We start from the raw sequence: 25,266 nt of genomic DNA, 5'->3' as shown, positions 1-25,266 counted from the left end.
GTCAAAAACGAGTACTGACACGGACACCTCGCTACAGCAGTATTATGACAGTAACAATCTCCTGACGGAGTCCCACGGAGCGAAGCGACGTGGGGCCCGTCAGGACGTGAATGACTGAGCGAATGCTGAGCGAAGCGAAGCATTCCGAAGGAATGAACGTCCTGACGGAGATTTGAACTCCGGTCCCTGGCTCCGCAAGCCAAGAGGATAGTCCACTACCCTATCAGGACTCACTCTCTGCTACCCGCGGTCGACTTAAGACGGTTACGGTACGGCGGCCGCGTGCTGGCTGTCGACACGGCACGCCCCGAACGCCGACGCCCACAAACATATACGGCCCCACGGTCACCGTTGGATATGCATCGACGGCGGATCTGCCGAACGGCGGCGGCCGTCGCCCTGACTGGGGTGGCCGGCTGTCTCGACGTCGACGGCCCCGTCGAGGAATCGTCGACCGGCGAACCCGACGACCCAGCCGACGGAACCGACCAACCGACGAACGAGACCATGACCGAAGACGTTCCGACCGACGTAATCGACAGCGACCGCATCACGGCCGCGAGGCTCATGACGACGGGAGAGTGTGAGGCCTCCGGCACCGCCGCCGTCGACTTCGGCACCCGCGTCATCGTCACCGGCTGTCTCACCGGCCACAACGGCTGTGCGGAGCCGGTCGTCGAGGCGGTGAGCGACATCGAGGGCGGCCTCCGGGTCGTCGTCGGCGAGGAAGACCGCAGCGATCCCGGAACCGCCTGTACGCAGGCGCTCGTCCAACGGGGCTACGAACTCGCCCTCGAATTCGAGGGTGACCTCCCGGCAGCGGTCGAAGTCGTCCACGACGACGCGATGGGTCGGGAGACCGTCGTGACCGATTCCGGATCCTGATCCGGAGCTTTATATTCGATTCCGCGGCAGTCGGCGTATGATACGTACCGATCGTGACCCGCGGGTCGACCCCTCGACACCAGTCGCCGTGGTGTCGGTCGACCCCTCGATGCCAGTCGCCGTGAAGACGGCCGGTCGACCGGCGGCCGACCGGCGCAAGGACAACGCTTATGCGCGGTCTGGCCCTGCCTGAGAACATATTATGGGTGTCATTGCGGACGTCTACGACGACCTCGACACCGACGTGCCCCTCGAAGAGTTCCGGGAGGCCGTCGAGGACAAGGTCGAACAGATGGGCGGGCTGGCCGACGAGGAGACGGCGGCCATGCTCATCGCACACGAACTGCGCGACGAGGAGGTAAACGGGATCGCCGATATCGAACCGGGGATGGACGAGGTGAAGTTCCTCGGGAAGATCGTCTCGATCGGCGAACTTAGGGAGTTCGAACGCGACGGCGAGGACGCCGAAAACGGCTACGTCGTCAACATGGAGGTCGCCGACAGCACCGGCCGAATCCGGATCTCACTGTGGGACCAACAGGCGATCTCGGCGGTCGGCGACCCAGAGGGCGAGCAGCACGGCCACCTCGATGTTGGCGACGTGCTCCGGATCGCTGGCCGACCCAAAGACGGCTACAACGGCGTCGAGGTCAGCGTCGACAAGGCCGAACCCGATTCCGAGGCCGAGGTCGACGTCGAAGTCCTCGACGTCCACCGCGTCGAGGACCTCACGCTCGGGCTGTCGGATGTGAACCTCAAAGGCCGGATCCTCGACGTGGGGACGGTCCGGACGTTCGACCGGGACGACGGCTCGGAGGGCCGGGTCTCGAACCTCGCGGTCGGCGATCCGACCGGCCGGATTCGGGTGACGCTGTGGGACGACAAGGCCGACCGCGTTGAAGACCTCCAATCGGGCCAGTCGGTCGAGATCGTCGACGGCTACGTCAAAGAACGCGACGGGAGTCTCGAACTCCACGTCGGCTCCCGTGGGGCGGTCGAACCACTCGACAAGGATATCGAATACGTTCCCGAGACGACCGACATCGGCACCGTCGAGATCGGCCAGACGGTCGACATCGCCGGCGGCGTCATCGAGGCCGACGAGAAACGCACCTTCGACCGGGACGACGGCTCCCAAGGGCAGGTCCGCAACATTCGGCTCAAAGACGAGTCGGGCGACATTCGGGTCGCCCTCTGGGGCGACAAAGCCGACAAAGAGATCGAACTCGCCGACCAGGTGCTGGTGACCGACGCCGAGATCCAAGACGGCTGGCAGGACGACCTCGAAGCCAGTGCCGGCTGGCAGTCGACGGTGAGCGTCCTCGAATCGGCGGTCGACGCCGGCGGTGCCGGCGATATCGGTACCGGCGACGCTGGCGACGCGCCGGCCCACACGACCGATCGCGAGGCCGAGGCCGCCGCCGCGGCCGGCGGGCTGTCGGCCTTCGAGGACGGCGAGTCGCCGTCGACCGACGAAGGGACCGCGACCGATGAGGGGTCGACCGGCGACACGTCTGCGGCCGACGGCGGGGGCGGCGAAACCGTCGAGTTCACGGGGACGGTCGTCCAGACCGGCGAGCCGGTGATCCTCGACAACGGCAGCGAGACCCGGAGCGTCGAGACCAGCGAGGGGCTCAGACTCGGCGAGGAGGTCACCGTTCGCGGATCGGAAGTCGACGGGACGATCGACGCGGAGGAACTGTTTTAATCCTAACGACGGCCTACTGAAACATCGTGACGGCTGGCGGCTCCCGGCGCGTAACGGAAAGCATTATACGACACACACGCAGGTATGTGGGTATGAGTGTTGAGTTGCCGTTCGCCCCGGTAGACGCTATTATCAGGCGGAACGCGGCGTCACTCCGGGTAAGCGCCGGCGCTGCCGAGGAGTTGGCACGGCGGATTCAGCGCCACGGGGCGGAACTCACCGTCGAGGCAGCCGCAACGGCAACCGACGACGGCCGCAAGACCCTAATGGCCGAGGACTTCGGCGTCCAGCAGGTCGTCGACCGCGATGACCTCGAACTCCCGATCGCACCGGTCGACCGGATCGCCAGACTGGAGATCGACGACAGCTACCGGGTGTCGATGGACGCCCGGATCGCGCTGGCCGACATTCTCGAAGATTACGCCGACAACGTGGCGGCGGCGGCAGTCACTCTCGCCCGCCACGCCGATAGACGCACCGTACAGGCCGACGACATCGAGACCTACTTCGCCCTCTTCGAATAATGCAGTTCGGATACAGCGAGGTCTGTCTGGACCACGATACCGGCGAGCGACACCCCGAAGCCGCCGACCGCCTGCGAGCGATTCGACGCGCCCTCAAACACGAACACGGCGTCGACTACCAAGACGCCCCACCCGCCGACCGCGAGGTCGTCGCCTCGGTCCACACCGACGACTACGTCGACGAGTTCGAGGAGTTCTGCGACGACGGCGGCGGCAACTGGGACCGCGATACGGTCGCCTCGGAAGGAACGTGGGAGGCGGCCCTACAGAGTGCCGGGCTGGCCCGCTGGGCCGCCGAAGAGGCGCTGGCGGGCGCAGATGGCCGACAGACCCCCTTCGCCCTCGGTCGACCGCCGGGGCATCACGCGGTCAGCGACGACGCCATGGGCTTTTGCTTCTTCAACAACGTCGCGGTCGCCGCCCAGGGCCTCATCGACGCCGGCGAGATCGACCGAGCGGCGATCTTCGACTGGGACGTCCATCACGGCAACGGCACCCAAGACATCTTCTACGACAGCGAGGACGTCTTCTACGCCTCGATCCACGAGGAAGGCATCTACCCCGGTTCGGGTGACGTCGACGAAAGCGGGACCGGCGACGGCGAGGGGTCGACGCTCAACGCGCCGCTGCCGGCCGGTGTGGGCGATCCCGACTATCTCCACATCATCGACGAAGTCCTCGACCCCGCCCTCGCGGAGTTCGACACCGATCTCTTGATCGTCAGCGCGGGGTTCGACGCCCACCAACACGACCCAATCTCCCGGCACCACGTGACGACCGAGGGCTACGGCCTGATGACCGACAGAATGCGGACGATCGCCGATCGCAACGACGCTGCCCTCGCCTTCGTTCTGGAGGGTGGCTACGGGCTCGATACCCTCTCGGACGGCGTGAAGATGGTCCACGAGACGTTCGACGGCCGCGAGCCGATCGCCTGCGAGGACGACCCCGACGAACCCGCCGTCGAGATCGCCGAGCGCCTCCGGACCGAGTTGGATCTCGACTGACGGGCGCGTTCCAGCCGATTTAACACGGCCTGCTTGTTAGGGCCCGTATGGACGACGCCGAGACGTTCAACTGCACGGTTACGGACTGGGAGTACCTGTATGCCCGCTGTCGGGACGTCAGCGACGAGGTCCGGGCCGCCGATTTCGAGCCCGATGTCATCGTTGCGCTGGCCCGCGGCGGCTGGTTCGCCGGGCGCTGTCTCTGCGATTTCCTCGGGTTGGACGACCTCACGAGCCTCAAGATGGAACACTACGTCGGCACCGGCGAGACCGCCGACGAGCCGCAGGTCCGATACCCCATGCCGGACGGCACCCTCGAAGGCAAGGACGTGCTCATCGTCGACGACATCGCCGACACCGGCGGGTCGATCGAACACGCCTACGAGTACGTCACCGACCGCACCGACGGGACCGTCCGGACCGCGACCCTCCAGTTGCTCCAGACGAGCCGGTTCGAGCCGGACTTCGTCGGCGAGCGGCTCGACACGTGGACGTGGGTGGTCTACCCGTGGAACTTCATCGAGGACCTCTCGGAGCTGATCGAGCGCGTGCTGTCGACCGTCGACGCCGACGTCGTCGACCGATCGACGATCAGGGAGAAACTCGCCGCGTGGTACGACATCGGCCGGATCGAGATGGAGACCGCCCAGCCCGACCGCCTCGACGAAGTCCTCGACGAGATGGTCCGTCGCGGCGTGATCGAGCAGGTCGGCGACGACGCGTGGACACTGGCCGAATAGAGGTCGGGTCCAGCGCAGTCAGTCGACGGTTGGTTTCGGATCGGCGTCGGGGTCGGCGTCGACGGACGCCGGATCGGTGTCGGTCGATGTCGGTTCGGACGCCGGATCGGGGGCCTCGACCTGCTCCGGGTCCTGAATCCATAGATCGCCGAACAGGTCGTCCTGCTGGAGGCGGATCCGACCGCGGTTCGAGAGGAACAGCAAGGCGAGATACGTCATGAACGGTCGACCGCCCGCGGTCCGAACTTCTCTATACAGCAGCTCCGCCCGCCCCTCGTCGAACTGCGGCTGGAGGACCGCGAGAACGTCCTCGATCACGTCGTCGATCTCCTCGGCGTGGGTGGTGCCGGTCACGTCGTTTTCGGTCGGTTCGTCCTCGGCCCGGAAGTCGTCGGCCGACCGGTAGTCGACGGTCTGGGTGCCGCGGCTGAACCCCTGCGGGGAGTCGCTGGTGTCGTACTCCCGGCGGCGCTTCCACCAGTTGTCGCGTTCGGCCTCCCGGAGTTCGCGGACGAGTTCGTCCAGCGTCTCGGGCGACCCCCGAGTGTTTTTCCGCTCCAGCCGGCGGTCCATCTCGGCTTCGAGGGCGTCGACGGGATCGAATCCCGGCTCGGCCGCCTCTGAGTCGGCCATCGCCTGCTCCCACGGCTCCGGTTCGGGGTCGTCGTCGGGCTCGGGCTCCGAGAGGAGTTGATCGCCCTTCATCCGCAGGAGGACACTGGCGTAGAACAGCGCGCGGGCGGTCGTCCGGAGATCCGTCTCGTGGAGTTTCGAGAGGAACGCGTCGGTCACGTCGACGATGTCGATATCCCACGGGTCGATCTCGCCGTCCTTGGCCAACTGTACGAGGAGTTCGACCGGCTCGACCTCGTCGTCGTCGACCTCGTCGGGCGGCGAGACGTCCGTCCCGACGCCGTCGACGCCGGCGATCTCCGGGGCATCAGTCATCGGCCGTCGCCTCCTCGATGGCGTCGGGGTCGTCGCCGTCATCCCCATCGCCGTCGTTCCCGCTGCTGTCGTCCTCGCCGAACTGAATCCCGGTTACGGCGCTGTAGTTGTCGTCCTGCATCGTGACGCCGATGGCCCGCTCGGAGCGTTCGAGCAGGGCCGAGCGGTGGGAGACGACGACGAACTGGGCATCGCCCGCCAGATCGTCGACCATCTCGCCGACGCGCTCGGCGTTGACGGCATCGAGGAAGGCGTCGATCTCGTCGAGCGCATAAAAGGGCGCGGGGTTGTGCCGCTGGATGGCGAAGATGAAGGCCAGCGCAGTCAGCGACTTCTCGCCGCCGGACATCGCCGCGAGTCGCTGGATCGGTTTGTCCGCCGGCTGGGCCTTCATCGTCAGCCCGCCCTCGAAGGGGTCCTCCGGGTCTTCGAGCACGAGTTCGCCGGTCCCCGCCGAGAGCCGCGAGAAGATGTTTTTGAAGTGGTCGTTGATCGACTCAAAGGCGTTCATGAACGTCGACTTCTTCTGGGCCTCGTAGCTGTCGATCCGGTCGCGGATCCCATCGCGTTCCTCGATGAGCGTATCGCGACCCTCGGTGAGCGTGTCGAGTTCGGCTTCGACCTCGTCGTACTCCTCGATGGCGAGCATGTTGACGGGTTCGAGCGCCTCCATCTTCGCCGCCAGCTCCTCGATACGGGACTCGACTTCCTCGTGGTCGGGGATCGCCTCGGGGTCGTACTCTCCGACGGCCGACTCCAGTTCGTCGATCTCCCACTCCAGCCGGTCGACCGTCTCGCGGTGATTGTCCAGCTTCGACTGGACCGCGCCGACCGCTTCTTTGGCCTCGTCACGCTCGGCCTGTGCCTCCTTGACGGTCGCTTTGAGGTCCTCGCGGTCGGCTTTGAGGTCGACGAGTTCGGCTTCGAGTTCCTCGACGGCCGCCCGCTTCTCGTCGAGGGTCTCCTCTTTGGCCTCGATCTCGGCTTCCAGCTCCGTGATCTGGTCTTTGGCCTCGGCCTTCCGGTTTTGGGCCGTCTCGACGGTGTCCTGAAGCTCCTCGATGGCCTCCTCGGCGTACTGGAGTTCGAGCTGTTTTTCGTTGATTCGGCCGTCGACCTCGTCCATTCGCTCCTCGTGGTCGTCGATCTCGGCTCTGATCTCGTCGGCCTCGGCGGTGAGTTCCGGGATCTTCGAGTCGGCGAGTTCGGCCTCCAACTCCGCTATCGTCTCCTCGACCGCCTCGCGGTCGGCCTCCAGTTCCTCGATCCGCTCGTCGACCGCTGCCATCTCCTCGGTGACCTCCTCGCGTTCGGCCTCGATTTCTTCCAGTCTGTCTTCGAGCCGCTCGATCTCGGCTTCGGTGTCGTCGATCTCCTCGCGCGTGCGTTCGATATCAGTCTCGATGGAGCGCACTGTCTCGGTGGCGTCGGATTTCCGGTCCCGAGCGTCGTCGATGTCGCTCTCGATCTCGCGGATCTCCGAGTCGAGATTACGGCGTTTGTCCTCCAGTTGGGCGATCTCGGTGGCGATGCGTTCGAGTTTGCCGCCGCCGGAGTGGGAAAACGAGTATCGGGAGCCGCCGCCGGAGCCGCCGGTCATCGCCCCCGAGCGCTCGACGAGATCGCCGTCGAGGGTGACCATCCGGTAGTCGCCCATGAACTGCCGGGCGGTCTGCATGTCCTCGACGACGAGCGTCGACCCCAGTACGTACGAAAAGATCGACTCGAACTTGGCGTCGTAGTCCACGAGGTTCCGCGCGAAGTCGACGACGCCCGGATCGTTCGGCAGCCGCGGCAGGCTGCGGTTGTCCATCTTCGATATCGGGAGGAAGGTCGCCCGCCCCGCGTTCCGGGATTTGAGGTAGTCGATGCAGTCGGAGCCGACCCCGTCGTCATCGACCACGACGTTCGCAAGTCGGCCACCGGCGGCAGTCTCACAGGCGGTCGCGTACTCCGAGTCGACGCTCCCGAGATCGCCGACTGCGCCGTGGACGCCCGCCATGTTCGCGTTGAGAATCGTCGTCACCGCACGGGGCCACGAGGTGTCGCCCGAATCGGAGGCCCGGGCTTCGAGTTCGGCGTACTCCGACTGCTTCTCCCGGAGGTCGTCGTCGATCTCGTCGAGTTCTTCTTTCAGCTCGCTCCGTTCCTCGTGTAGCGTCTCGATGGTCGACTCGATTTTGTCCCTGTTCTTTTCGGCTTTGTCCAACTCGCTGTGGAGTTCGGAGAGTTTCGCCTTCAGGTCGGGGAGGTCCTCGCGGGCGGCTTCGATGTCGTCCTGCGCTTCGCTGACCTCGGTCGACCGTCGCCGGGCGTCGTCGAGCAGCCGATCTTTCTCGCGTTGGGCCTCGTTGGCATCCGATTTGATCGCTTCCAGTCGCTCTTTTTCCTCCGCGAGTTCGGCTTTCAGTTCGTCGAACTCGGTGTCGACGTTGTCGATCTCCGCCTCGACCTCGGCCAGCTCGGACTCCTTGGTCTGGATCGTCCCCTTGATTGAGGCCTTCTTGACTTTGTGATCGCGGATCTCGCCTTCGAGTTCGTCGACCTGCTCCTGTTTGCGGTCGAGTTCGACGAACGCGTTGCGGCGTTCGTTTTCGGCGTCCTCGACGCGCTCCTCGGCGGTCTCGATCCGTCCCTCCAGCCGGTCGATCTCGCCTTTCACCGACTCGATCTCGCGTTTGATGGCGAGCTGTTCGTCCTCGCCCTTGCGTTCGATCTCGCGGTTGAGTTCGTCGAGTTCGTCTTCGAGCCGCGTGAGTCGGCCCTGTTTGGTGTCGAGCGTCGACTGGCGCTCGGCGAGCGTCTCCTCTCTGGCCTCGATTGTCGCCTCCGTTTCGGCGAGCGTCTCGCGTTTCTCTTCGAGTTCGGCTGCCTTCAGGTAGCCCTCGTATTCTTCCTTCTCATCACGGTAGGACTGATATTCGAGGGCCGTTTCGCGCTCGTCGGCCAGTTGGTCGAGGCGCTCTTCCTTGTCTTCAATCTTGAGCGTGGCCTCGTTAATCCGCTCTTCGACCGCGTCGAGTTCCTCGAAGGCAGCTTCCTTTTTTTGATCGAACTCGGCGACGCCGGCGATCTCATCGATGATACCGCGGCGCTGGAACGCCGACATGTTGATGATCTCGGTGACGTCGCCCTGCATCACGACGTTGTACCCCTCGGGGGCGATGCCCGCCTGTGACAGCAAGTCCTGAATGTCTCCGAGATTCACCGAGCGATCGTTGAGATAGTAGTACGAATAGTAGTTGTCGTCGGTCTGTTTGACCCGGCGTTTGATCGTGATCTCGTCGACGTCGCCGATCCGGTCGCTGCCGGCGGCGGTCACGACCTGCTCCCGGGAGAGGGTGCCGTCGCTGTTGTCGAGAATCACCTCGACGCTGGCTTCGCGGGTCCCGCCGCCCGTCGACTCCTCGCCGTCGTGGCCGGGGTTGTAGATCAGGTCGGTCAGCTTCTCGGCGCGGATGCCTCGCGTGCGGGCGAGACCTAGGGCAAAGAGTACGCCGTCGATGATGTTGGATTTCCCCGAGCCGTTGGGGCCGGTGATAACGGTAAAGTCCTCGTAGAAGGGGATACGCGTCGGTCGACCGAAGCTCTTGAAGCCGTCCAAGACGAGCGCTGAGATGTGCATGAGAGGCTATCGGCGGCCGGAGCCGCCGGGATGTGTGACGCGACCGCAGAGGGCGGATCCTCAGGCGATGATGATGTCGCCGGACTCGGCGGTTTCGTCGTCTGTCGACGCCTCGGACTCGTCGGTGTTATCGGCTTCGAATGACGACGCGCCGGTCTCGTCGCTGGGTTCCTGCTCGACGACCTCGACGTGGTCGTCGCTTTTGGTCGTCTCGTTGGCGTCGACCGGATCGGCCTCGACGAAGCCGTCCTCGGCGGCCTCGTCGGCCTCGGCGGCGTCCTCCAACTCGCGGACCCGGGCTTTGGTCTCGACGAGTTCCTCGGTCAACCCGTTGACGGCGGCGCGAAGCTCTGCGATCTCGCTTTCGAGTTCGTCGACTCGATTAGTCATGTGTGACGAACGTTCCCACGGACGTATAAATGTGTGTCAGACACCTGTGGGACAGCTGATCGGAGCGGTGAGTCGGGGTCGAGACGACAACGGTAGTCTCGCGGGCCAACGCGGCTGAACAACCACCACGTTTTATCATACTGGAATGTCTACTAAGCGACATCAGACCCATGCAGAAGAAATCCGCTCGGGGGGGTCGGTCGACGGCGACCGATGCGGAGATCGTGCTGGCGGCTGATGCCGACCCGGAGGCGGCCGACCGACGCCTGCTGGATGGCACCGCCGACAGCGACCGCTCGGCTACGGGGTCGACTGCCGGCGTGCCGGACGGCCGCCAGTCGCCGACCGAGCCGGCGATTTCTGCGGACGAACTCGCGGCGCTGGCGGCCGAACTCCGGTCGCTGAAGCAGGCCGTCGAGTCGCTCGCCGAGCGCCGCTCGACCGCCGACGAGCCGACGACCGGAGGGTTCGAGTGGGTCGAATCACCGCAGTCGACGGCACCGGTCGAGCCACTCGCCGAGCGGATCGAGGCGCTGGAGAGCCGGGCGGCCGCCATCGAGTCGGCGCTCGATGCCGTCCCGCCGGCGGAGTTGGAGGCGGCCGTCGAACGCCAGCAAGCCGCCTACGACGACCTCGAATCCCGGCTGGAAGCCGATCTCGATGGGATCGAAGCGGTCTTCGAACAGCTGCTATCGACGACCGACCGGCTCGACGAGCGGCTCGACGAGGTCGAGGCAGCCCGCGAGGCGGCGATCGAACCGCTCCAGCGCCGGACCGCCGAGCAGGCCGCGCTCGTCGAACTCACACAGGCGGCCCTGCGACACGATGTTTCGACGGCCGACTGCGACCACTGCGAGCAGTCGGTCGACGTCGGGATGCTGGAGACGCCGTACTGCCCCGGCTGTGGCCACCAGTTCACCCGGATCGACGCCGGTGGCTGGCTCCCGTTTTCGAGTGCTACACTCCGGACCGCGAAGCGACACGACGCCGAACCGACCCACCGGTGATCCGTCGCTCCGTTAGGCTTTAGCGGGCGGGCAGCAAACCCCGGGTAATGACTGCGCAGGCCGTCGAACCGACCGAACACGCGGTCGTCATCGGGCTGGAGGTCCACGTCCAGCTCGAAACGTCGACCAAGATCTTCTGTGGCTGTTCGACCACCGCCGACGACGACGAGGAACCCAACTCCCGGACCTGTCCGGTCTGTCTAGGACTCCCCGGCGCACTCCCCGTGCTCAACGAGGGCGCGGTGGAGGCGGCGGTCAAGATCGGCAAGGCGCTGGAGGCCGACATCCCCGAGCGGACCACGTTCCACCGGAAGAACTACTACTACCCCGATCTCCCGAAGAACTTCCAGCTCACCCAGTACGACGCCCCGATCTGCCAGCAGGGCAGCCTCGAAATCAGCGTCGAGGGCACTCGTCGAGCGATCGGCATCACACGGGCCCACCTCGAAGAGGATCCCGGCAGCCTCCAGCACAAGGGCGGCAGTATCGACACCGCCGACGCGACCCTGATCAACTACAACCGGGCCGGAACCCCGCTGGTCGAGATCGTCACCGAGCCGGACTTCCGCTCGCCACAGGAGACCCGGGCGTTCCTCGCCAAACTCGAAGGCGTCCTCGAGTATCTGGGTGTCTTCGATTCGACCCGCGACGGCAGTCTGCGTGTCGACGCCAACATCTCGCTGGTCGATAGCGAGGCGGTCGACGATGACGGGTCGATCGACGACGACGCGCTCGCGGATGCCAACCGTACCGAGGTCAAGAACATCTCCAGCCACAAGGGCGCGGAGAAGGCACTGGCCTACGAGGTCACCCGGCAGAAGAACGCCGTCCGCCGCGGCCGAGGTGTCGAGACCGAAACCCGCCACTGGGACGAATCGAGGGGGATCACCGTCTCGATGCGCTCGAAGGAGTCGGAGGCCGACTACCGCTACTTCCGGGAGGCCGACCTGCCGCCGCTGGAAGTGTCCCACTGGAAAGAAGAGATCCCGATCCCGGAACTGCCGGATGCCCGCCGCGAGCGGTTCGAAAGCGAGTACGGCCTCGGCAGCGAAGCGGCCTCGAAGCTCACCTCCACCAAGTCGGTCGCCGACTTCTTCGAGTCGGTCGCCGAGAGCTTCGACGCCGACCTCGCTGCGACGTGGGTCGCCGACAACCTGCTCGGTGAACTCAACTATCGGGATATGGAGATCACGGACGTAGAGGGCCGCCTCGAGGAGTTCACGCGGCTGATCGAACTGGTCGACGCCGAGGAACTCACCGTCAAGAACGCCGAGGAGATCGTCCTCCGGGAGATGCTCGACGAGGGCGAGGCCCCCGAAACGATCGTCGACCGCGAGGGGCTCGGCAAGGCCGACGAAGGCGAGATCGAGGGGTTCGTCACCGAGGCCATCGAGGAGAACCCCGATGCAGTCGAGGACTTCCACAACGGCGAGGACGGCGCGCTGAACTTCCTCGTCGGCCAAGTCATGCAGAAGTCGCAGGGGTCGGCCGATCCCGGCAGTGTGAACGAACTGCTCCGCGCGGAACTGGCCGAGTAGGTCGACCCCATTCAGTCGGTTGGAGCCGGGGGTGATTCATCGCGGTCGACGACACCACCTTTCCACGTGCCGAGTCGGAACCAGCCGACGGCGACGACGAACGACGCGAAGGCACCAACGGCGTAGGCCCACCAGAGTCCCCGCACACCCCAGTCGAGGGCGGCGATTGTGAACCCGCCGGGGAGCGTGTAGGCCCACCCGAACGCGAGGACGAGCGCGACGGGCACCCGGAAGATCCACCGCGAGAGGAACGACAGCATCATGGCGACTTTCGTCACACCCGCCCCGCGGAAGCCGCCCTGGATCACCATGACGCCGCCGAAGAAGGCCCAAAACGGGGCGATGATCCGCAGGAAGACCACGCCCTCCGCGACCACCGCGGGATCGTCGATAAAAACGCCGATCGCGGCCGCCGGGAACGCGACGACGAGCCCCGCCGCCGCAAACAGCACCGCCATCGTCGCGGCGGTCGCCTTCCGGACCACCTCCGCCGCACGATCGGGGGTCTTCGCGCCGAGGTTCTGGCCGACGCCGGTCGCAGTAGCCTGCCCGACGGCTCCGGCAACGGTCCACGAAACCGACATCAACCGGAGGCCAATCCCGTAGGCGGCGATGGCGGCCACGCTGAACTGGGCGACAAAGGCGGCCATCACGACCGACGAAAAACTGCGGGCCCAGCCGTCGACCGTCGCGGGCGTCCCGATGTCGACCAATCGACGCTGGAGGTCCCAGTCCGGTCGGAGGTCGGCCAGCCGTAACCGGACGCCGTAGCCACCCGTGAACAGGATCCAGATCCCGGCGACGACCGCCGCCCCGCGGGCGATGAAGGTCGCCACCGCCGCCCCTTGGGTGCCGAGGGCCGGGACTGGCCCCCAGCCGAGGATAAAGATCGGATCGATCACGACGTTGAGCCCCGCCGACAGCAGCATGAGCCACATCGCGGTTTTGGTGTCGCCCGCCCCCTGCAGGGCCGCCCGAAAGGCGAAAAACAGGAAGATCAACGGAAGGGTGAGGAAGATGATCTCGATGTAGGCCAGCGCCTCGACGAACACCGGTCCCTCCGCGCCGATAGCCGACAGCAACGGCCGTCGGACGGCGAGGCCGAGGGTGGCCAACACGACCGCGACCGCCGTGGTCAACAGCGCCGACTGACCGACGACGCGGTCGGCCGTCCGGCGGTTGCCCGCGCCGATGTGTTGGGAAACGAGCGCAATGGTCGCCGCCGTAATCCCCATCGCGGTCGAGACGAACATCCATGACAGCGGAAACATCAGCGAGACGGCGGCGACGGCCTCGTCGCTCACGCGGCCGACCCAGAACATATCCGCGAGATTGTAAAACGTCTGGAGCAGATTGCCCAACACGAGCGGCCACGCCAGCGAAAGGAGCCGGGGGGTAATCCGGCCCGTCGTCATGTCGACCGGCGAACTCTTGCTCACGGTGTACGCCTCGGTTGCATCGGGATGGTAGGCGGCATATAACTACACCAAGATCTGGTCAGTTGGGATGGGCGATATCCTCGACAGTCAACAAGCGCGCCTCGGGGTCGACCGCCGCATCGAGGGCGACGCCGGCGACGCGGCCGACTGGCAGCGGGCGGGCCTCGCCGAGCCGTTCGGCCAGCGGATCGAGCGAGTCGACGATCTTGCAGAGCCAGTTGAACGGCTCGGGGAAGTGCGGCTGGTCGGGGCCGTAGACCGCACCGGGCCGCAGCACCACCGTCTCCATGTTGAGGCTCTCGATTGCGCGTTCGGCCCGACGTTTCGACTGGAGATACGCCCGGCGAGCGGTCGGATAGTTGGCGGCCGACGAGAGGAAGACGTAGGTGTCGACGCCCGCGCGTTCGGCCTCCAAAGCGGTGATAACCGCCGAATCGCCGTTGAGTCGCTCGAAGGTTACCCCCTCCTGTGGGCGCTCGTGGGCGATGCCGACGCTGTGGACGACAGCGTCGACGCCGCGGAGGCGGTCGCGCCACGTGTGCGGCGAGAAGAGGTCGGCGCTGGTCCACTCGACGCGGTCGACCCAGCGGCCGGCGGCGTCCTCGGGGCGGCCGCTGGGCGAGACGCTGCGGACCTCGTGGCCCGCCGCGACCGCCCGCCGACAGATCGCCTGGCCAATAAACCCGCTGCCGCCGACGACGAGAAGCCGTGCCATAGCCGTAGGTAGGGACGGCGGGTACGTGGGAGTTGTGGTCGACCGGGTCGGTGGTGGCAGTAGTCACCGCCTACTCGCCGGACGGCGCACGGACGCTCAGATCCGGTCGACGCCGGTATCCGGTTCGTCGACTGTCACGTCGTCCTGCACGTCGGTCGACGCTTCGTCGTCCGTTGCGGCACAGTCGGCTTTGAGTGCGGCGCGGATCGCCACACCCAACAGCACGACCCCCTCGATGCGAGCAGCAGTGACGATCCATGGTTTGGGTGTCGGTGCCTCGCCGTCGTACTCGTAGCTGAGGTCGGTCAGCTTACGAATGAACCGCTCCGGATACAGCGCTTCGAGCAGTCCAACCAGCCCAACAAGTAGTTTGAGCATACCGGGGGGAAGGCCGCCAGCGTGGAAAAAGCCGCGGGTGCCAACCCGGCAGGGGGAGTCCGTCGACAGCGCGAAAGGTTTAGGCCATAAAGCGGCGTACCCGGCCCCAATGAGTCGTGGGCCTGCACTGATCATTACCGAAAAGGACAACGCCGCCCGGCGGATCGCCGAGATCCTCAGCGGCGGGACCGCCGATGTCGAGCGGGAACGCGGCGTCAACGTCTACAAGTGGGGTGGCAAACGCTGTATCGGCCTCTCGGGCCACGTCGTCGGCGTCGACTTCCCCAGCGAGTACAACGATTGGCGGGACGTCGAGCCCGTCGAGTTGATCGACGCCCCCATTGAGAAACAGCCCACCCAGGAAAACATCGTCGCGGCGGTCCGCACGCTGGCCCGGCGGGCCTCCAACGTCACCATCGCCACCGACTACGATCGGGAGGGCGAACTCATCGGCAAGGAGGCCTACGAGTTGGTCCGGGAGGTCAACGAGGACGTAAACATCGACCGGGTGCGCTTCTCGTCGATCACCGACCGTGAGGTCAAAGAGGCCTTCGAGAACCCCGACGAACTCGACTTCGATCTCGCCGCCGCCGGCGAGGCCCGACAGGTGATCGACCTGATCTGGGGCGCGGCCCTCACCCGCTTCCTCTCGCTGTCGGCCCGCCAACTCGGTGACGATTTCATTTCGGTGGGCCGGGTGCAGGGACCGACCCTGAAGCTGATCGTCGACCGCGAACGCGAGATCGACGCCTTCGATCCCGAGGACTACTGGGAGCTGTTCGCCGACCTCGAAAAGGCCGACGAGGGCGGCTTCGAGGCCCAGTACTTCTATCGCGACGAGGATGGCAACGAGGCCGAGCGTGTCTGGGACGGCGACCGCGCCGAGGCCGTCTACGAGGTACTCTCCGGGACCGACGCCGCCAGCGTCGACTCGGTCAACCGCCGGACCCGAACCGACAGCCCACCAGCGCCGTTCAACACCACCCAGTTCATCCGGGCGGCGAGTTCGCTGAACTACTCGGCCCAGCGGGCAATGAGCATGGCCGAGGATCTCTACACCGCGGGCTACATCACCTACCCCCGGACCGACAACACGGTGTATCCGGAGGATCTCGACCCCGAGGAGCTGCTCGAAGCCTTCCTCGATGACCGGACGTTCGGTGATGATGCTCGATTGCTCCTGGAGGCAGAGGAGATCGAGCCGACCGCCGGCGACGAGGAGACCACCGACCACCCCCCGATCCACCCGACCGGCGAGCGGCCCGACCCCGGCGAACTCTCCGACGACGAGTGGGAAATTTATGAGTTGGTCGTCCGCCGCTTCTTCGCCACCGTGGCCGACGACGCCACGTGGGAGCACCTCAAGGTCGTCTCCGAAGTCGACACGGCCGAGGCCGACATCGACGACCTCCGGCTAAAAGCCAACGGCAAACGGCTGGTAGCGGCAGGCTACCACGACGTCTATCCCTATTTCAATCAGCAAGAAACCCACGTGCCGGACGTCGAGGCGGGCGAAACGCTGTCGATCACCGAGACACGGATCGAGGACAAACAGACCCAGCCGCCGCGGCGCTACGGTCAGTCGCGGCTGATCGAGACGATGGAGAAGATGGGGATCGGCACGAAGTCGACCCGCCACCACACCATCGAGAAGCTGTACGACCGCGGCTACATCGAGAGCGACCCGCCGCGGCCGACAATGCTCGCCCGCGCCGTCGTCGAGGCCGCCGAGGAGTACGCCGACCAGATCGTCAGCGAGGAGATGACCGCCCAACTGGAGGCCGATATGCAGGCGATCGCGGCCGGCGAGACGGCCTACAGCGAGGTGACCGACGAGTCCAAGGAGATGCTCGAACGCGTCTTCGACGAACTCACCGACTCCCGCGAGGACGTCGGCGACCACATCCAAAAATCCCTCAAAGCCGACAAGACGCTCGGCCCCTGTCCGGAGTGTGGCGACGACCTGCTGGTGCGGAAGAGTCGACACGGCTCGTACTTCGTGGGCTGCAACGGCTACCCCGACTGTACTTACACGCTGCCGCTGCCCTCTACTGGCAAACCCCTCATTCTCGACGAGACCTGCGAGGACCACGAACTCCGCGAGATCAAAATGCTCGCCGGGCGCAAGACGTTCACCCACGGCTGTCCGCAGTGTAAGGCCGACGAGGCCGACGAGGAGGAGGATCTCGTCATCGGAGACTGCCCCGATTGCGGTGCCGACGAGGGCGGCGACCTAGCGATCAAGCGGCTCCGCAACGGCTCGCGGCTGGTCGGCTGTACGCGGTATCCGGACTGCGAGTACTCGCTGCCGCTGCCGCGCCGCGGCGAGATCGAGGTCACCGACGAGCACTGCGAGGAACACGGGCTGCCGGAACTCGTCATCGACAACGGCGGCGACGAGCCGTGGGAGCTGGGCTGTCCGATCTGCAACTACCGCGAGTTTCAGGCCGAACGCGACGGCTCGGAACTCGAAACCGTCTCCGGAATCGGCGAGAAGACCGCCGACAAGCTACAAACAGCGGGCATCGACGATGTCACAGCGCTCAAAGAGGCCGATCCCGACGCGCTGGCCGAGGAAGTAGACGGTGTCGGCCCCGACACGGTGCGGAACTGGCAGGCCGACGCCGACTGACCGGGTAGGTGGTGGCTACTCACGGGTAGTCGCTGGCTACGCGTCGGTTACGGCTCGTATTCGTGGGCGCGTAGCTCGTCGACCGACACCTCGTCGAGAACCCCCTCGCTGGTTGCGTCGAGGACGACCGGCGGCGCGCAGTCGGCGGCACGGGCTTCGAGCCACCGTGGCAGACAGACACACCAGTGGTCGCCCGGATGGAGCCCCGGAAAGTCGTACTCCGGCCGCGGGGTGATCAGGTCGTTGCCCTGCTCGCGGCTGTATTCGAGAAACTCCTGTGTCATCACCGCACAGATCTCGTGTCGACCCGGGTCGCGGTCGAGGTGGCGACAGTGGCCATCCCGCAGAAACCCGGTTTCGGGCGCGGTGCTACAGGGATCGAGCGGCTCGCCGAGAACGTTTCGCTCGTCGGTAGACATACGTCGACAACCATCGAGAAACCTATAGCTGTTGGGCTACCGACAGCGCAGGGCGGGTCGTTGCCCGGATCCGCCCGCGCGTGGAGTGCCGCGTACGGCAGTCGCAGGACGGCCGGCCGACCCATACCCCCCAGTATGGGTCGGTCGACCGCGGGCGACGATCGGCGTGGTCGAGCAGTACGGTGGTGTCGTCGCAACTCCGCTCCACGCGTCGTCCCCCAACGACGGCGTGGCCGGTCGTCGTTCCCCCGAACGGCGCCCGTGGCTCGGGTCCGGTTGCGCCCCTGCCGGCGGATGGCGCGGGACAGCCACCGACGTTCTGCTGCCACAAGCGACCGAAGGCAGCGTATAACTAAAACCATCACTGCTATCAGTATTGAGTCAATCGGTAATCAGGTCTAGCTATCTAGAGACGGTGGCTCCTCGAAGACCATCGTCAACACCGTCTTGAGTGCGGCCCGGAGGTGGTAAGTGAACGTCGGCTGGGTGATCTCGAGTGACCGAGCGACGTCGGTGCCCGTGCTGCCGCGGGGCGACTCGAAGTAGCGAGCGAAGTAGGCTGCACGGAGCGTCTCCCGTTGGCGACGGGTAAGCCGGTCGAACAGTTCCATCTGGAACGTTTCCCGCGTCCGTATTTCCCCGTCGTGGTCGTGTCGGGAGACGACCGTCGACGACGGGTAGGTGGCAGTGATGCGGTCGACCACCGCTCGCACGTCGGCCGACTGCGGGATCGTCACGACGACCTGTTGGCAGCGGCCGTCGGTGGCGATCCGGGAGGGAATCCCGCCGGCGTCGACGACCGTCGCGGCCACCACCGGCTCGGAGACCGTGAGTTCGAACAGCGTGGTCCCGACCTGCCGGGTGACAACTCGGAACGTGTCGACCGCCGGGGAGTCGTCGACGGCCGCCTCGATGGCTGCCGTCGGGAGATCGCTGGCGGCGACGTACAGTAGCGACCGGCCCTCACTCTGGGGGACGAACCCCTCGACGGTCAGCGGTTCATCGAGTGCGGCGGCCAGCGTCTGGATCGGATCGGCGGTGTCGATGTCGAGTTCGATCTCGGTTCGGTGGTCGGCGAGCAGTCCGCGTTTGGTCTCGGTGCTCTCGATGACGTAGCCGATAACACGACCGAACGCGGCGAGTACCCGCCGGGTGTGGGCCGGAAGGGCCGCCTGCGTGTCGGCGTAGATCGACAGGACGCCGTAGCTGATCCCGGCGTGTGCCAGCGGCACGCTCAGCACCGACTGGTAGCCGCGGGACAGCGCCTCCTTCCGCCACGGCGCAGTCTGCCAGTCATCGGCGATCCGGGGGATCCAGACCGTCGACCCTGTCGCGAGGGCACGAGCGGCAGGTTCGGCGGCGGTCGGGGTCGTGGCGTCGGCGGCGTCGGCCAGCCAGTCGAGATAGTCGCCGGCCTCGCCGGCGGCGGTCCGCGGGGTGACGGCACCGTCCCGCCCCTCGGCGGCACCGATCCAGACGAACCGGCACCGGTCGACCGCCGCGAGCGTTCGACAGACTGCGCTGTCGATCTCGGCGCGGCTCGTCGCCGACACCAGTTCGTCGACCAGTTCGTGAGCCAGCTCGTCGGTCCGGATTCGCGCCTCCAACTCCGCCGTCCGGGCGGCGAGTGCGTCCTCGCGGGTCGCCGCCAGCCGGTCGGCGCTGTGGCGATCGAGTGCCGCGGTGAGCAGCGCGGCGAGCAGTCTGCCGGCTGTCAGCGTCTCGACCGTCGTGGTGCCCGCGGTGGTATCGCCCACGAAGAGCACGCCGTGTTCGCCCAACGGGAGGAACAGCGCCCGGCGATAGGGCGTCTCGGGATCGGTCACCGCCGGGTGATCGCTCATGTCGGGAGTCGAGATCGGTTCGGCCTCGAAGAAGGCCCGACCGGCGATACTGGTCCGGACGGCATCGATCGCCGGGAGACCGGGGAAGTTGGTTTCGGCTCCGGCGGTGTGGGCCAACGGCCGAAAGACGTTCGTCGACTCGGCGTAGTCGAAGACGATAGCGTCCTCGAAGCCGAGCCCGTCGACGGCCGTCTCGATACCGATCTCGGCGATCGCTCGCTCGGAGTCGGCCGCCGACAGGGCGGCGGCCCCCGACGCCAGCACCGACAGCGCGTGGGCGTCCTCCGGCTCGCCCGTGGCACCGCTTCCGTCGCCGAGCAGCGACCGGAGCCGACGGGCCAACACGCCGTACTCGCCCTTGCAACCCTGTTTGTAGACGTACTCGCTGTGGTCCGCGAGGCGCTCGACGACGCTCGCGGGCCGGTCGGTGAACCATACCACCGGACAGGTCGGAGCGTGTGAGTCGACCGCCTCGACGAAGGTCTCGCGGTCGGCGTCGGCCTCGATCCAGGCGCTGACGACGCAGTCGACCGGGTCGGTGGCGAAGCGTGCTACCGCTTCTCGCGGCGGGCCGACGTAGCTGACCGTCAGTTCGGGGGCAATCTCACCGAGCCCGTCGACGACCGCGGCGGCGGCCTCGGGGTCGGGGTCGGCGTAGGCGACCAGTCGGTGTGCCATCTGATCTATGGAGCTACGGGTGGCAGCCGGTTATCCCTTTGGTCGGCGGCGGCACGCGATGGGGCCGACGGATCGGCCACCGCACCCTTTTTATTATCACACGAGACAACTCCACGCAAGATGAGTACACGCCCGTGGACGGAGTGGGACCACGTCCTCAAGATCGACCCCGACAAACCGCTGGTCGACGGCGAGACCTTCGCCGACGTCTGTGAGACCGGCACCGACGCCATCGAGATCGGCGGCACACTCGGGATGACCGAGGACAAGATGCAGCGGGTCGTCGACGCCTGCGCCGAGTACGACGTGCCGCTGTATCAGGAGCCGTCGAACCCTTCGGTCGTCATCGACTCGCCGGCCCTCGAGGGCTACTTGATTCCGACCGTCTTCAATTCGAGCGATCCGTTCTGGATCGTCGGCGCGCACAAGGAGTGGGTCCGGATCGAAAACGGCCTCGACTGGGATCGGACGACCACCGAGGCCTACATCGTCATGAATCCCGAGGCTTCCGTGGCAGAGTACACGGAGGCCGACTGCGACCAGTCGGCCGACGACGTGGCCTCCTATGCGCGTGTGGCCGAGAAGATGTTCGGCCAAGAGATCATCTATCTCGAATACTCCGGCACCTTCGGCGATCCCGAGGTCGTCAGCGCCGCGGGCGAGGCCCTCGACGACGCGACGCTGTTCTACGGCGGCGGGGTCCACGACTACGACGACGCCTACGAGATGGGCCAACACGCCGACGTGGTCGTCGTCGGCGACCTCCTGCACTCGGAGGGCTGTGATGCCGTCAGCGAGACGGTCGACGGGGTCAAAGACGCCCACACGGCGAGCGCGCCGACGAACTAGCGGGCGTCGAACGAGTCAGTTCTCGGCGTAGAGGAGCGTTCGTCGACAGTCGGGGCAAACGTACGGCACCGGAGTGAGTATCTCGTCGGCTCGGATCCCGCTGAGAAAACCGTCATCCGCGGCTGCAGAGACTATCGAGAGCGTTCCCACGGCGTCGGTTCCTTGGAGTTCCATCCGTTCGAGCGGCTCCTCGCAGTCCGGACACACCTTCTCAGGAAACATGTCGACGGCACACGGCTCCGGTTCAAAAACCGGTTCGATGGGTGAGAGCGCCGTCTCAGCGTTTTTTAATCATGTTTGTTTTCGCAACGGCTGTCGACGGCCGTAGGTCCCGGTCCGCCAGAGCCACTCGACGGGTCCGAACTTGAAGTAGCGCATCCAGAGCACCGACAGGACGATCTGGACCGTCCAGATACCGACGACGACGCCCAGCAGTTCGACCCGGCTCATCGTGCCGAACAGCCCGAGTCCGTGGCCGTAGAAGATCGAGGTCGCAAGGACGGTCTGCAGCAGGTAGTTGCTGAGGGCGGTCCGGCCGACCGCCGACAGGGCGGTGAGTAGTGGCCCTTCGGTCCGCCAGCGGCAGTACAGCATCACTGCCGCGATGTAGGCGGCCGCCAACAGGAGGCTCCCCCAGTAGTTGAACTGGCTGCCGAAGTACGCCGCTTCCGGTCCCATCCAGTCGACCGACTCGATGTACCAGACGCCGGCGGCGATCAGTGTCAGCCCGCCGAGGCCACCGGCGACCAGCAGCCGCCAGTAGAACCTCGTCGACCGTGTATTCGAGAGCACGCCGGATTTGAACAGGCCCATGCCGACGAGCATCAGCCCGCCGATCCGCCACCCCGTGCCGGCGATGAGACTCCCCGTCTGGAGCAGCCACGCCGTCGGCGCGCGGTGGTCGAACTGGGCGAGCCAGCCGCTCCGATAGGTCTCGACCTCCGCGGCGAGGGTTTCCGCCGAGGGGGTCCAGCCGGCGACCGCCGCCCCAGGATCCATCGAGAGCCCCTGAAGGACCGTCATCAGCGTCGGCACCGCCACCAGTAGCAGCCCGAGCCGGAGCTGTACGGCGGGCTCCCAGTTGCGGGCCGACACGACCAGCAGTCCACACACCGCGTAGGGGACGAGGATGTCGCCGTACCACAGCAGGTAGGCGTGGGCGAGACCGATCACGAGCAGGATCGCCGTCCGGCGGTAGTGGAGTCTGACGGCCGTTTCGTCGTCCTTGCTCCGGGTAAACAGCACGATCCCCGCGCCGAACAGCAGCGTAAACAGCGTGATGAACTTCTCCTTGGCGAACACGTGGCCGGCCAGCCACGCGACGTAGTTGAGGCCGGTAAGATCACCGTACACCGTCGGATTCCGCAACACCGCAAACGGCATCCCGAACACCCGAATGTTGATGACAAGGATCCCCAGCAGCGCAAACCCCCGCAACACGTCGAGGCTGACGATCCGCTCGCCGGGCGGCGTCGGACCCGATCCCGAATCCATTGGCCGACTATCCGTTCCGACGAACAAAAAGCCCCCCATCACGCCCCAGTAACCCACACCCGCCGGTCCAACGCGACAGGGCCGGCAGCCCGACACGAGAGCTCCAGTGACCCGATACGACAGGCCGACGACCGGTCGAGAATAAATACGAAATAATCCGATGTTTGTTCTTACCCATCCGTTTGCCTTATAAAACTACAAACCGCCTGCGGGCGAACGCCGAAGTGGTGTCAACACATGCCTATAGAAGACCTCGCACGCAGCAACGTCGTGACCGCAACCGAGGAGACAGCCGTCTCGGAGCTCGCCCAGACGATGGCCGACGAGACCATCGGCAGCGTTGTGATCGTCAACGACGAGACGCCGGTGGGGATCGTCACCGACCGTGATCTCGCCCTTCGGTGTGTCGCCGAAGAGGGTGATACGTCCGACCTGACAGCCGAGAACGTGATGACCGAGGACCTCGAAACCGTCCAACAGGACGCCGGCTTCTTCGAGGCCGTCGACCTGATGAGCGAGACGGGGATTCGGCGGCTCCCCGTCACCGACGACGCCGGCGGTCTCGCCGGGATTCTCACGTCGGATGACCTGACGACGCTGCTGGCCGACGAACAGCAGGGGCTCTCGAAGGTTATCGAGGCCCAGCGACCCCCCTACGACGAATGAACTACAAGGCGTTCATGGGCCAGGTCCAACACCGCCTCGAACTCAACGAGCTCGGCCCGGCCGTGCGGGCGACGCGGGCCGTGCTGACGACGGTCGGCGAGCGGATCGACCCCGGCGAAGCCACCGACCTCGCCTCGCCGTTGCCGATGGAGGTCGACCGATATCTGATCGCGGGATCCGAACAGGCCGGTGGTGAGAAGTTCACCTACGACGAGTTTCTCGACCGCATCAGCGAGCGCGCGGGCGTCGACCGCTCGGATGCCAACTACTACGCCGAGACAGTCGTGGGGCTGGTCAGCGAGATCGTCCCGGCGGGAAACGTGCAGAAAGTTCGCGACCAACTCCCCGAAGGATTCGAGTCGCTGTTCCAGTTCGTCGACGAGCCACACCCGCTGGCCCGCGGGGAGTAAGCGCCGAACCAAACCGGCCGAGTTTAATGGGTCGGGGCGAAAGCTCCGCGTATGCAGGACCGAACGTACACTGCGGATGCCGAACCCGGCGAGACCGTCACGGTCGCTGGCTGGGTCCACGAGATCCGCGACCTCGGTGGCATCGCCTTTCTTATCCTCCGCGACACGACCGGCAAACTCCAGATCAAGTTCGAAAAGGACGAGATGGACGACGACCTCGTCGAGACCGGCCTCGGGGCGGCCCGCGAGAGCGTGATCACCGCCACCGGCGGGGTCGACGAGGAGCCACGCGCCCCCACGGGCGTCGAACTCACCCCCGACTCCGTCGAAGTGGTAGCCGAAGCCGACACCGAGCTCCCGCTCGATCCCTCGGGGAAGGTCGACGCCGAGCTGTCGACGCGGCTCGACAACCGCACCCTCGACCTGCGGAAGGACGAAGTACAGGCGATCTTCGCGATCCGCGCGGAGATCCAGCGCGCCGCACGGGAGGCGTTCCGCGACCACCACGCGACCGAGATCAACACGCCGAAGATCGTCGCTACCGGGACCGAAGGCGGCACCGAGCTGTTCCCGATCACCTACTTCGGCGAAGAGGCCTTCATGAACCAGAGCCCGCAGCTGTTCAAACAGCTGATGGCCGGCTCCAACCTCGAACGCGTCTTCGAGATCGGCCCGATCTTCCGCGCCGAGGAGCACAACACCCCGCGGCACCTCAACGAAGCGACCTCGATCGACTTCGAGGGCGCGTTCTGCGACCACCACGAGGCGATGGACGTCGCCGAAGCGGTCGTCACGGCGGCCTACGAGGCCGTTGAGAAGAATTGCCAGGACGAGCTCGAAGCCCTCGGCCTCGCCGAGGAGTTCGAAGCGCCGACCGGCGAGTTCCCGCGACTCAGCTACGAGGAGGCCATCGAGCGCATCAACGCCACCGGCGAGCTCGACGAGCAACTCCTGTGGGGCGACGACCTGCCGACCGAAGGCGAGATCGCCCTCGGCGAGGATGTCGGCGAACACTACTTCATCACCGACTGGCCCAGCGAGATCAAGCCGTTCTACATCATGGATCAGGACGACGACGAGCAGCTCTCTACTGGGTTCGATCTGATGCACCCGCGGATGGAACTCGTCTCGGGCGGCCAGCGTGAACACCGCTACGACCACCTGATCGAAGGGTTCGAACAGCAGGGCCTCGACCCCGAAGCCTTCGAGTACTACACGAAGATGTTCAAATACGGCATGCCGCCCCACGCAGGCTTCGGGCTGGGTGGCGAGCGACTCGTCATGACCGTCCTCGGGCTTGACAACATCCGGGAAGCCGTTCTCTTCCCGCGCGACCGGCAGCGGCTGAGCCCATAGGCGACCCACCAACC

The 25,266-nt window shown here is 65.9% G+C and carries 23 protein-coding genes and 1 tRNA gene; 13 read left to right on the top strand and 11 right to left on the bottom strand.

Features of this window, described 5'->3' with window-relative positions; translation table 11 throughout:
- Positions 1-157 precede the first annotated feature (157 nt).
- Positions 158-230, bottom strand: a tRNA-Arg gene (locus NKJ34_RS08235).
- A gap of 127 nt (positions 231-357) precedes the next feature.
- On the opposite strand from NKJ34_RS08235, the gene NKJ34_RS08230 reads away from it, so the two are divergent.
- The 6 genes from NKJ34_RS08230 (at position 358) to NKJ34_RS08200 (ending at position 4,864) form a co-directional block, all read left to right on the top strand.
- Positions 358-885, top strand: coding sequence for a hypothetical protein (locus NKJ34_RS08230; RefSeq protein ID WP_253737810.1), 528 nt, complete (start codon positions 358-360; stop codon positions 883-885).
- Positions 886-922: 37 nt separating this feature from the next.
- Positions 923-1,078: a hypothetical protein gene (locus NKJ34_RS08225; RefSeq protein ID WP_253737809.1), complete on the top strand. Its 156-nt coding sequence runs from the start codon at positions 923-925 to the stop codon at positions 1,076-1,078.
- A gap of 9 nt (positions 1,079-1,087) precedes the next feature.
- Positions 1,088-2,593: a single-stranded DNA binding protein gene (locus tag NKJ34_RS08220; protein ID WP_253737808.1), complete on the top strand. Its 1,506-nt coding sequence runs from the start codon at positions 1,088-1,090 to the stop codon at positions 2,591-2,593.
- Between the two features lie 92 nt (positions 2,594-2,685).
- Complete coding sequence (locus NKJ34_RS15840; protein ID WP_303647405.1) at positions 2,686-3,117, top strand: histone; 432 nt, start codon at positions 2,686-2,688, stop codon at positions 3,115-3,117.
- Positions 3,117-4,124 (top strand): histone deacetylase family protein, encoded by a 1,008-nt coding sequence (locus NKJ34_RS08205; protein WP_253737807.1) that lies wholly within the window; start codon positions 3,117-3,119, stop codon positions 4,122-4,124. Before NKJ34_RS15840 ends, NKJ34_RS08205 begins: the two co-directional genes overlap by 1 nt.
- Before the next feature lie 47 nt (positions 4,125-4,171).
- Positions 4,172-4,864, top strand: coding sequence for a phosphoribosyltransferase (locus NKJ34_RS08200; protein ID WP_253737806.1), 693 nt, complete (start codon positions 4,172-4,174; stop codon positions 4,862-4,864).
- Between the two features lie 18 nt (positions 4,865-4,882).
- Here the strand turns inward: NKJ34_RS08200 and NKJ34_RS08195 are convergent, their stop codons facing one another.
- From NKJ34_RS08195 to NKJ34_RS08185, 3 genes are read right to left on the bottom strand one after another with little or no spacing between them, the layout of a single operon-like run.
- Positions 4,883-5,812: a segregation/condensation protein A gene (locus NKJ34_RS08195; protein ID WP_253737805.1), complete on the bottom strand. Its 930-nt coding sequence runs from the start codon at positions 5,810-5,812 to the stop codon at positions 4,883-4,885.
- A complete protein-coding gene (smc, locus tag NKJ34_RS08190; protein ID WP_253737804.1) occupies positions 5,805-9,437 on the bottom strand; it encodes a chromosome segregation protein SMC in 3,633 nt (1,210 codons plus the stop codon). The genes NKJ34_RS08195 and smc overlap by 8 nt, the downstream gene beginning before the upstream one ends.
- A 60-nt stretch (positions 9,438-9,497) precedes the next feature.
- Positions 9,498-9,827 (bottom strand): DUF7518 family protein, encoded by a 330-nt coding sequence (locus tag NKJ34_RS08185; RefSeq protein WP_253737803.1) that lies wholly within the window; start codon positions 9,825-9,827, stop codon positions 9,498-9,500.
- 170 nt (positions 9,828-9,997) lie between these two features.
- Here NKJ34_RS08185 and NKJ34_RS08180 point away from each other — a divergent pair, with 170 nt between their 5' ends.
- Both NKJ34_RS08180 and gatB read left to right on the top strand, forming a co-directional pair.
- Complete coding sequence (locus tag NKJ34_RS08180; RefSeq protein ID WP_253737802.1) at positions 9,998-10,834, top strand: hypothetical protein; 837 nt, start codon at positions 9,998-10,000, stop codon at positions 10,832-10,834.
- A 47-nt stretch (positions 10,835-10,881) separates the two neighbouring features.
- Entirely contained in the window at positions 10,882-12,372 is a 1,491-nt protein-coding gene (gene gatB, locus NKJ34_RS08175; RefSeq protein WP_253737801.1) for an Asp-tRNA(Asn)/Glu-tRNA(Gln) amidotransferase subunit GatB, read from the top strand.
- Between the two features lie 11 nt (positions 12,373-12,383).
- Here gatB and NKJ34_RS08170 read toward each other — a convergent pair whose 3' ends face one another.
- The 3 genes from NKJ34_RS08170 to NKJ34_RS08160 form a co-directional block, all read right to left on the bottom strand.
- Positions 12,384-13,811: an MATE family efflux transporter gene (locus NKJ34_RS08170; RefSeq protein WP_321169446.1), complete on the bottom strand. Its 1,428-nt coding sequence runs from the start codon at positions 13,809-13,811 to the stop codon at positions 12,384-12,386.
- 58 nt (positions 13,812-13,869) lie between these two features.
- On the bottom strand, positions 13,870-14,526 hold the full coding sequence (locus tag NKJ34_RS08165) for an NAD-dependent epimerase/dehydratase family protein (RefSeq protein WP_253737800.1): 657 nt from the start codon (positions 14,524-14,526) through the stop codon (positions 13,870-13,872).
- A gap of 96 nt (positions 14,527-14,622) precedes the next feature.
- Positions 14,623-14,904: a hypothetical protein gene (locus NKJ34_RS08160; protein WP_253737799.1), complete on the bottom strand. Its 282-nt coding sequence runs from the start codon at positions 14,902-14,904 to the stop codon at positions 14,623-14,625.
- A gap of 109 nt (positions 14,905-15,013) precedes the next feature.
- Between NKJ34_RS08160 and NKJ34_RS08155 the strand changes: the two genes are divergently transcribed.
- Entirely contained in the window at positions 15,014-17,536 is a 2,523-nt protein-coding gene (locus NKJ34_RS08155) for a DNA topoisomerase I (RefSeq protein ID WP_253737798.1), read from the top strand.
- A 47-nt stretch (positions 17,537-17,583) separates the two neighbouring features.
- Here the strand turns inward: NKJ34_RS08155 and NKJ34_RS08150 are convergent, their stop codons facing one another.
- Positions 17,584-17,955, bottom strand: coding sequence for a DUF2237 family protein (locus NKJ34_RS08150; RefSeq protein ID WP_253737797.1), 372 nt, complete (start codon positions 17,953-17,955; stop codon positions 17,584-17,586).
- A gap of 398 nt (positions 17,956-18,353) precedes the next feature.
- The gene (locus NKJ34_RS08145; RefSeq protein WP_253737796.1) at positions 18,354-20,477 is read right to left on the bottom strand and encodes a bacterio-opsin activator domain-containing protein; all 2,124 of its coding nucleotides are present in this window, start codon (positions 20,475-20,477) and stop codon (positions 18,354-18,356) included.
- A gap of 120 nt (positions 20,478-20,597) precedes the next feature.
- On the opposite strand from NKJ34_RS08145, the gene NKJ34_RS08140 reads away from it, so the two are divergent.
- Positions 20,598-21,326 carry a phosphoglycerol geranylgeranyltransferase gene (locus tag NKJ34_RS08140; RefSeq protein ID WP_253737795.1) on the top strand — a complete coding sequence of 243 codons (729 nt, stop codon included), beginning with the start codon at positions 20,598-20,600 and terminating at the stop codon, positions 21,324-21,326.
- 15 nt (positions 21,327-21,341) lie between these two features.
- On the opposite strand, the gene NKJ34_RS08135 is transcribed toward NKJ34_RS08140, so the two are convergent.
- Entirely contained in the window at positions 21,342-21,548 is a 207-nt protein-coding gene (locus tag NKJ34_RS08135; protein ID WP_253737794.1) for a hypothetical protein, read from the bottom strand.
- 69 nt (positions 21,549-21,617) lie between these two features.
- Entirely contained in the window at positions 21,618-22,820 is a 1,203-nt protein-coding gene (locus NKJ34_RS08130) for a DUF418 domain-containing protein (protein ID WP_253737793.1), read from the bottom strand.
- A 237-nt stretch (positions 22,821-23,057) separates the two neighbouring features.
- Here NKJ34_RS08130 and NKJ34_RS08125 point away from each other — a divergent pair, with 237 nt between their 5' ends.
- From NKJ34_RS08125 to aspS, 3 genes are read left to right on the top strand one after another with little or no spacing between them, the layout of a single operon-like run.
- A complete protein-coding gene (locus NKJ34_RS08125) occupies positions 23,058-23,486 on the top strand; it encodes a CBS domain-containing protein (RefSeq protein ID WP_253737792.1) in 429 nt (142 codons plus the stop codon).
- Entirely contained in the window at positions 23,483-23,896 is a 414-nt protein-coding gene (locus NKJ34_RS08120; RefSeq protein WP_253737791.1) for a DUF2267 domain-containing protein, read from the top strand. Before NKJ34_RS08125 ends, NKJ34_RS08120 begins: the two co-directional genes overlap by 4 nt.
- Before the next feature lie 51 nt (positions 23,897-23,947).
- A complete protein-coding gene (aspS, locus tag NKJ34_RS08115; RefSeq protein WP_253737790.1) occupies positions 23,948-25,252 on the top strand; it encodes an aspartate--tRNA(Asn) ligase in 1,305 nt (434 codons plus the stop codon).
- Positions 25,253-25,266: the final 14 nt, after the last annotated feature.

It is taken from the genome of Halohasta salina, from assembly GCF_024178165.1.
Classification (GTDB): domain Archaea; phylum Halobacteriota; class Halobacteria; order Halobacteriales; family Haloferacaceae; genus Halohasta; species Halohasta salina.
The sequence above is the reverse complement of the archived record's forward strand: the minus strand, read 5'-3'. Positions and strand labels throughout refer to the sequence as shown.

Excerpts from the sequence above, each read along its gene's own strand:
- NKJ34_RS08220 (WP_253737808.1), top strand. The coding sequence starts at position 1,088 with ATGGGTGTCATTGCGGACGTCTACGACGACCTCGACACCGACGTGCCC.
- NKJ34_RS08180 (WP_253737802.1), top strand. The coding sequence starts at position 9,998 with ATGCAGAAGAAATCCGCTCGGGGGGGTCGGTCGACGGCGACCGATGCG.
- NKJ34_RS08140 (WP_253737795.1), top strand. The coding sequence starts at position 20,598 with ATGAGTACACGCCCGTGGACGGAGTGGGACCACGTCCTCAAGATCGAC.
- NKJ34_RS08230 (WP_253737810.1), top strand. The coding sequence starts at position 358 with ATGCATCGACGGCGGATCTGCCGAACGGCGGCGGCCGTCGCCCTGACT.
- NKJ34_RS08205 (WP_253737807.1), top strand. The coding sequence starts at position 3,117 with ATGCAGTTCGGATACAGCGAGGTCTGTCTGGACCACGATACCGGCGAG.
- NKJ34_RS08200 (WP_253737806.1), top strand. The coding sequence starts at position 4,172 with ATGGACGACGCCGAGACGTTCAACTGCACGGTTACGGACTGGGAGTAC.
- NKJ34_RS08225 (WP_253737809.1), top strand. The coding sequence starts at position 923 with ATGATACGTACCGATCGTGACCCGCGGGTCGACCCCTCGACACCAGTC.
- NKJ34_RS08185 (WP_253737803.1), bottom strand. The coding sequence starts at position 9,827 with ATGACTAATCGAGTCGACGAACTCGAAAGCGAGATCGCAGAGCTTCGC.
- NKJ34_RS08155 (WP_253737798.1), top strand. The coding sequence starts at position 15,014 with ATGAGTCGTGGGCCTGCACTGATCATTACCGAAAAGGACAACGCCGCC.
- NKJ34_RS08145 (WP_253737796.1), bottom strand. The coding sequence starts at position 20,477 with ATGGCACACCGACTGGTCGCCTACGCCGACCCCGACCCCGAGGCCGCC.
- aspS (WP_253737790.1), top strand. The coding sequence starts at position 23,948 with ATGCAGGACCGAACGTACACTGCGGATGCCGAACCCGGCGAGACCGTC.
- gatB (WP_253737801.1), top strand. The coding sequence starts at position 10,882 with ATGACTGCGCAGGCCGTCGAACCGACCGAACACGCGGTCGTCATCGGG.
- NKJ34_RS08165 (WP_253737800.1), bottom strand. The coding sequence starts at position 14,526 with ATGGCACGGCTTCTCGTCGTCGGCGGCAGCGGGTTTATTGGCCAGGCG.
- NKJ34_RS08125 (WP_253737792.1), top strand. The coding sequence starts at position 23,058 with ATGCCTATAGAAGACCTCGCACGCAGCAACGTCGTGACCGCAACCGAG.
- NKJ34_RS08150 (WP_253737797.1), bottom strand. The coding sequence starts at position 17,955 with ATGTCTACCGACGAGCGAAACGTTCTCGGCGAGCCGCTCGATCCCTGT.
- NKJ34_RS08130 (WP_253737793.1), bottom strand. The coding sequence starts at position 22,820 with ATGGATTCGGGATCGGGTCCGACGCCGCCCGGCGAGCGGATCGTCAGC.
- smc (WP_253737804.1), bottom strand. The coding sequence starts at position 9,437 with ATGCACATCTCAGCGCTCGTCTTGGACGGCTTCAAGAGCTTCGGTCGA.
- NKJ34_RS08160 (WP_253737799.1), bottom strand. The coding sequence starts at position 14,904 with ATGCTCAAACTACTTGTTGGGCTGGTTGGACTGCTCGAAGCGCTGTAT.
- NKJ34_RS08135 (WP_253737794.1), bottom strand. The coding sequence starts at position 21,548 with ATGTTTCCTGAGAAGGTGTGTCCGGACTGCGAGGAGCCGCTCGAACGG.
- NKJ34_RS08120 (WP_253737791.1), top strand. The coding sequence starts at position 23,483 with ATGAACTACAAGGCGTTCATGGGCCAGGTCCAACACCGCCTCGAACTC.
- NKJ34_RS08195 (WP_253737805.1), bottom strand. The coding sequence starts at position 5,812 with ATGACTGATGCCCCGGAGATCGCCGGCGTCGACGGCGTCGGGACGGAC.
- NKJ34_RS15840 (WP_303647405.1), top strand. The coding sequence starts at position 2,686 with ATGAGTGTTGAGTTGCCGTTCGCCCCGGTAGACGCTATTATCAGGCGG.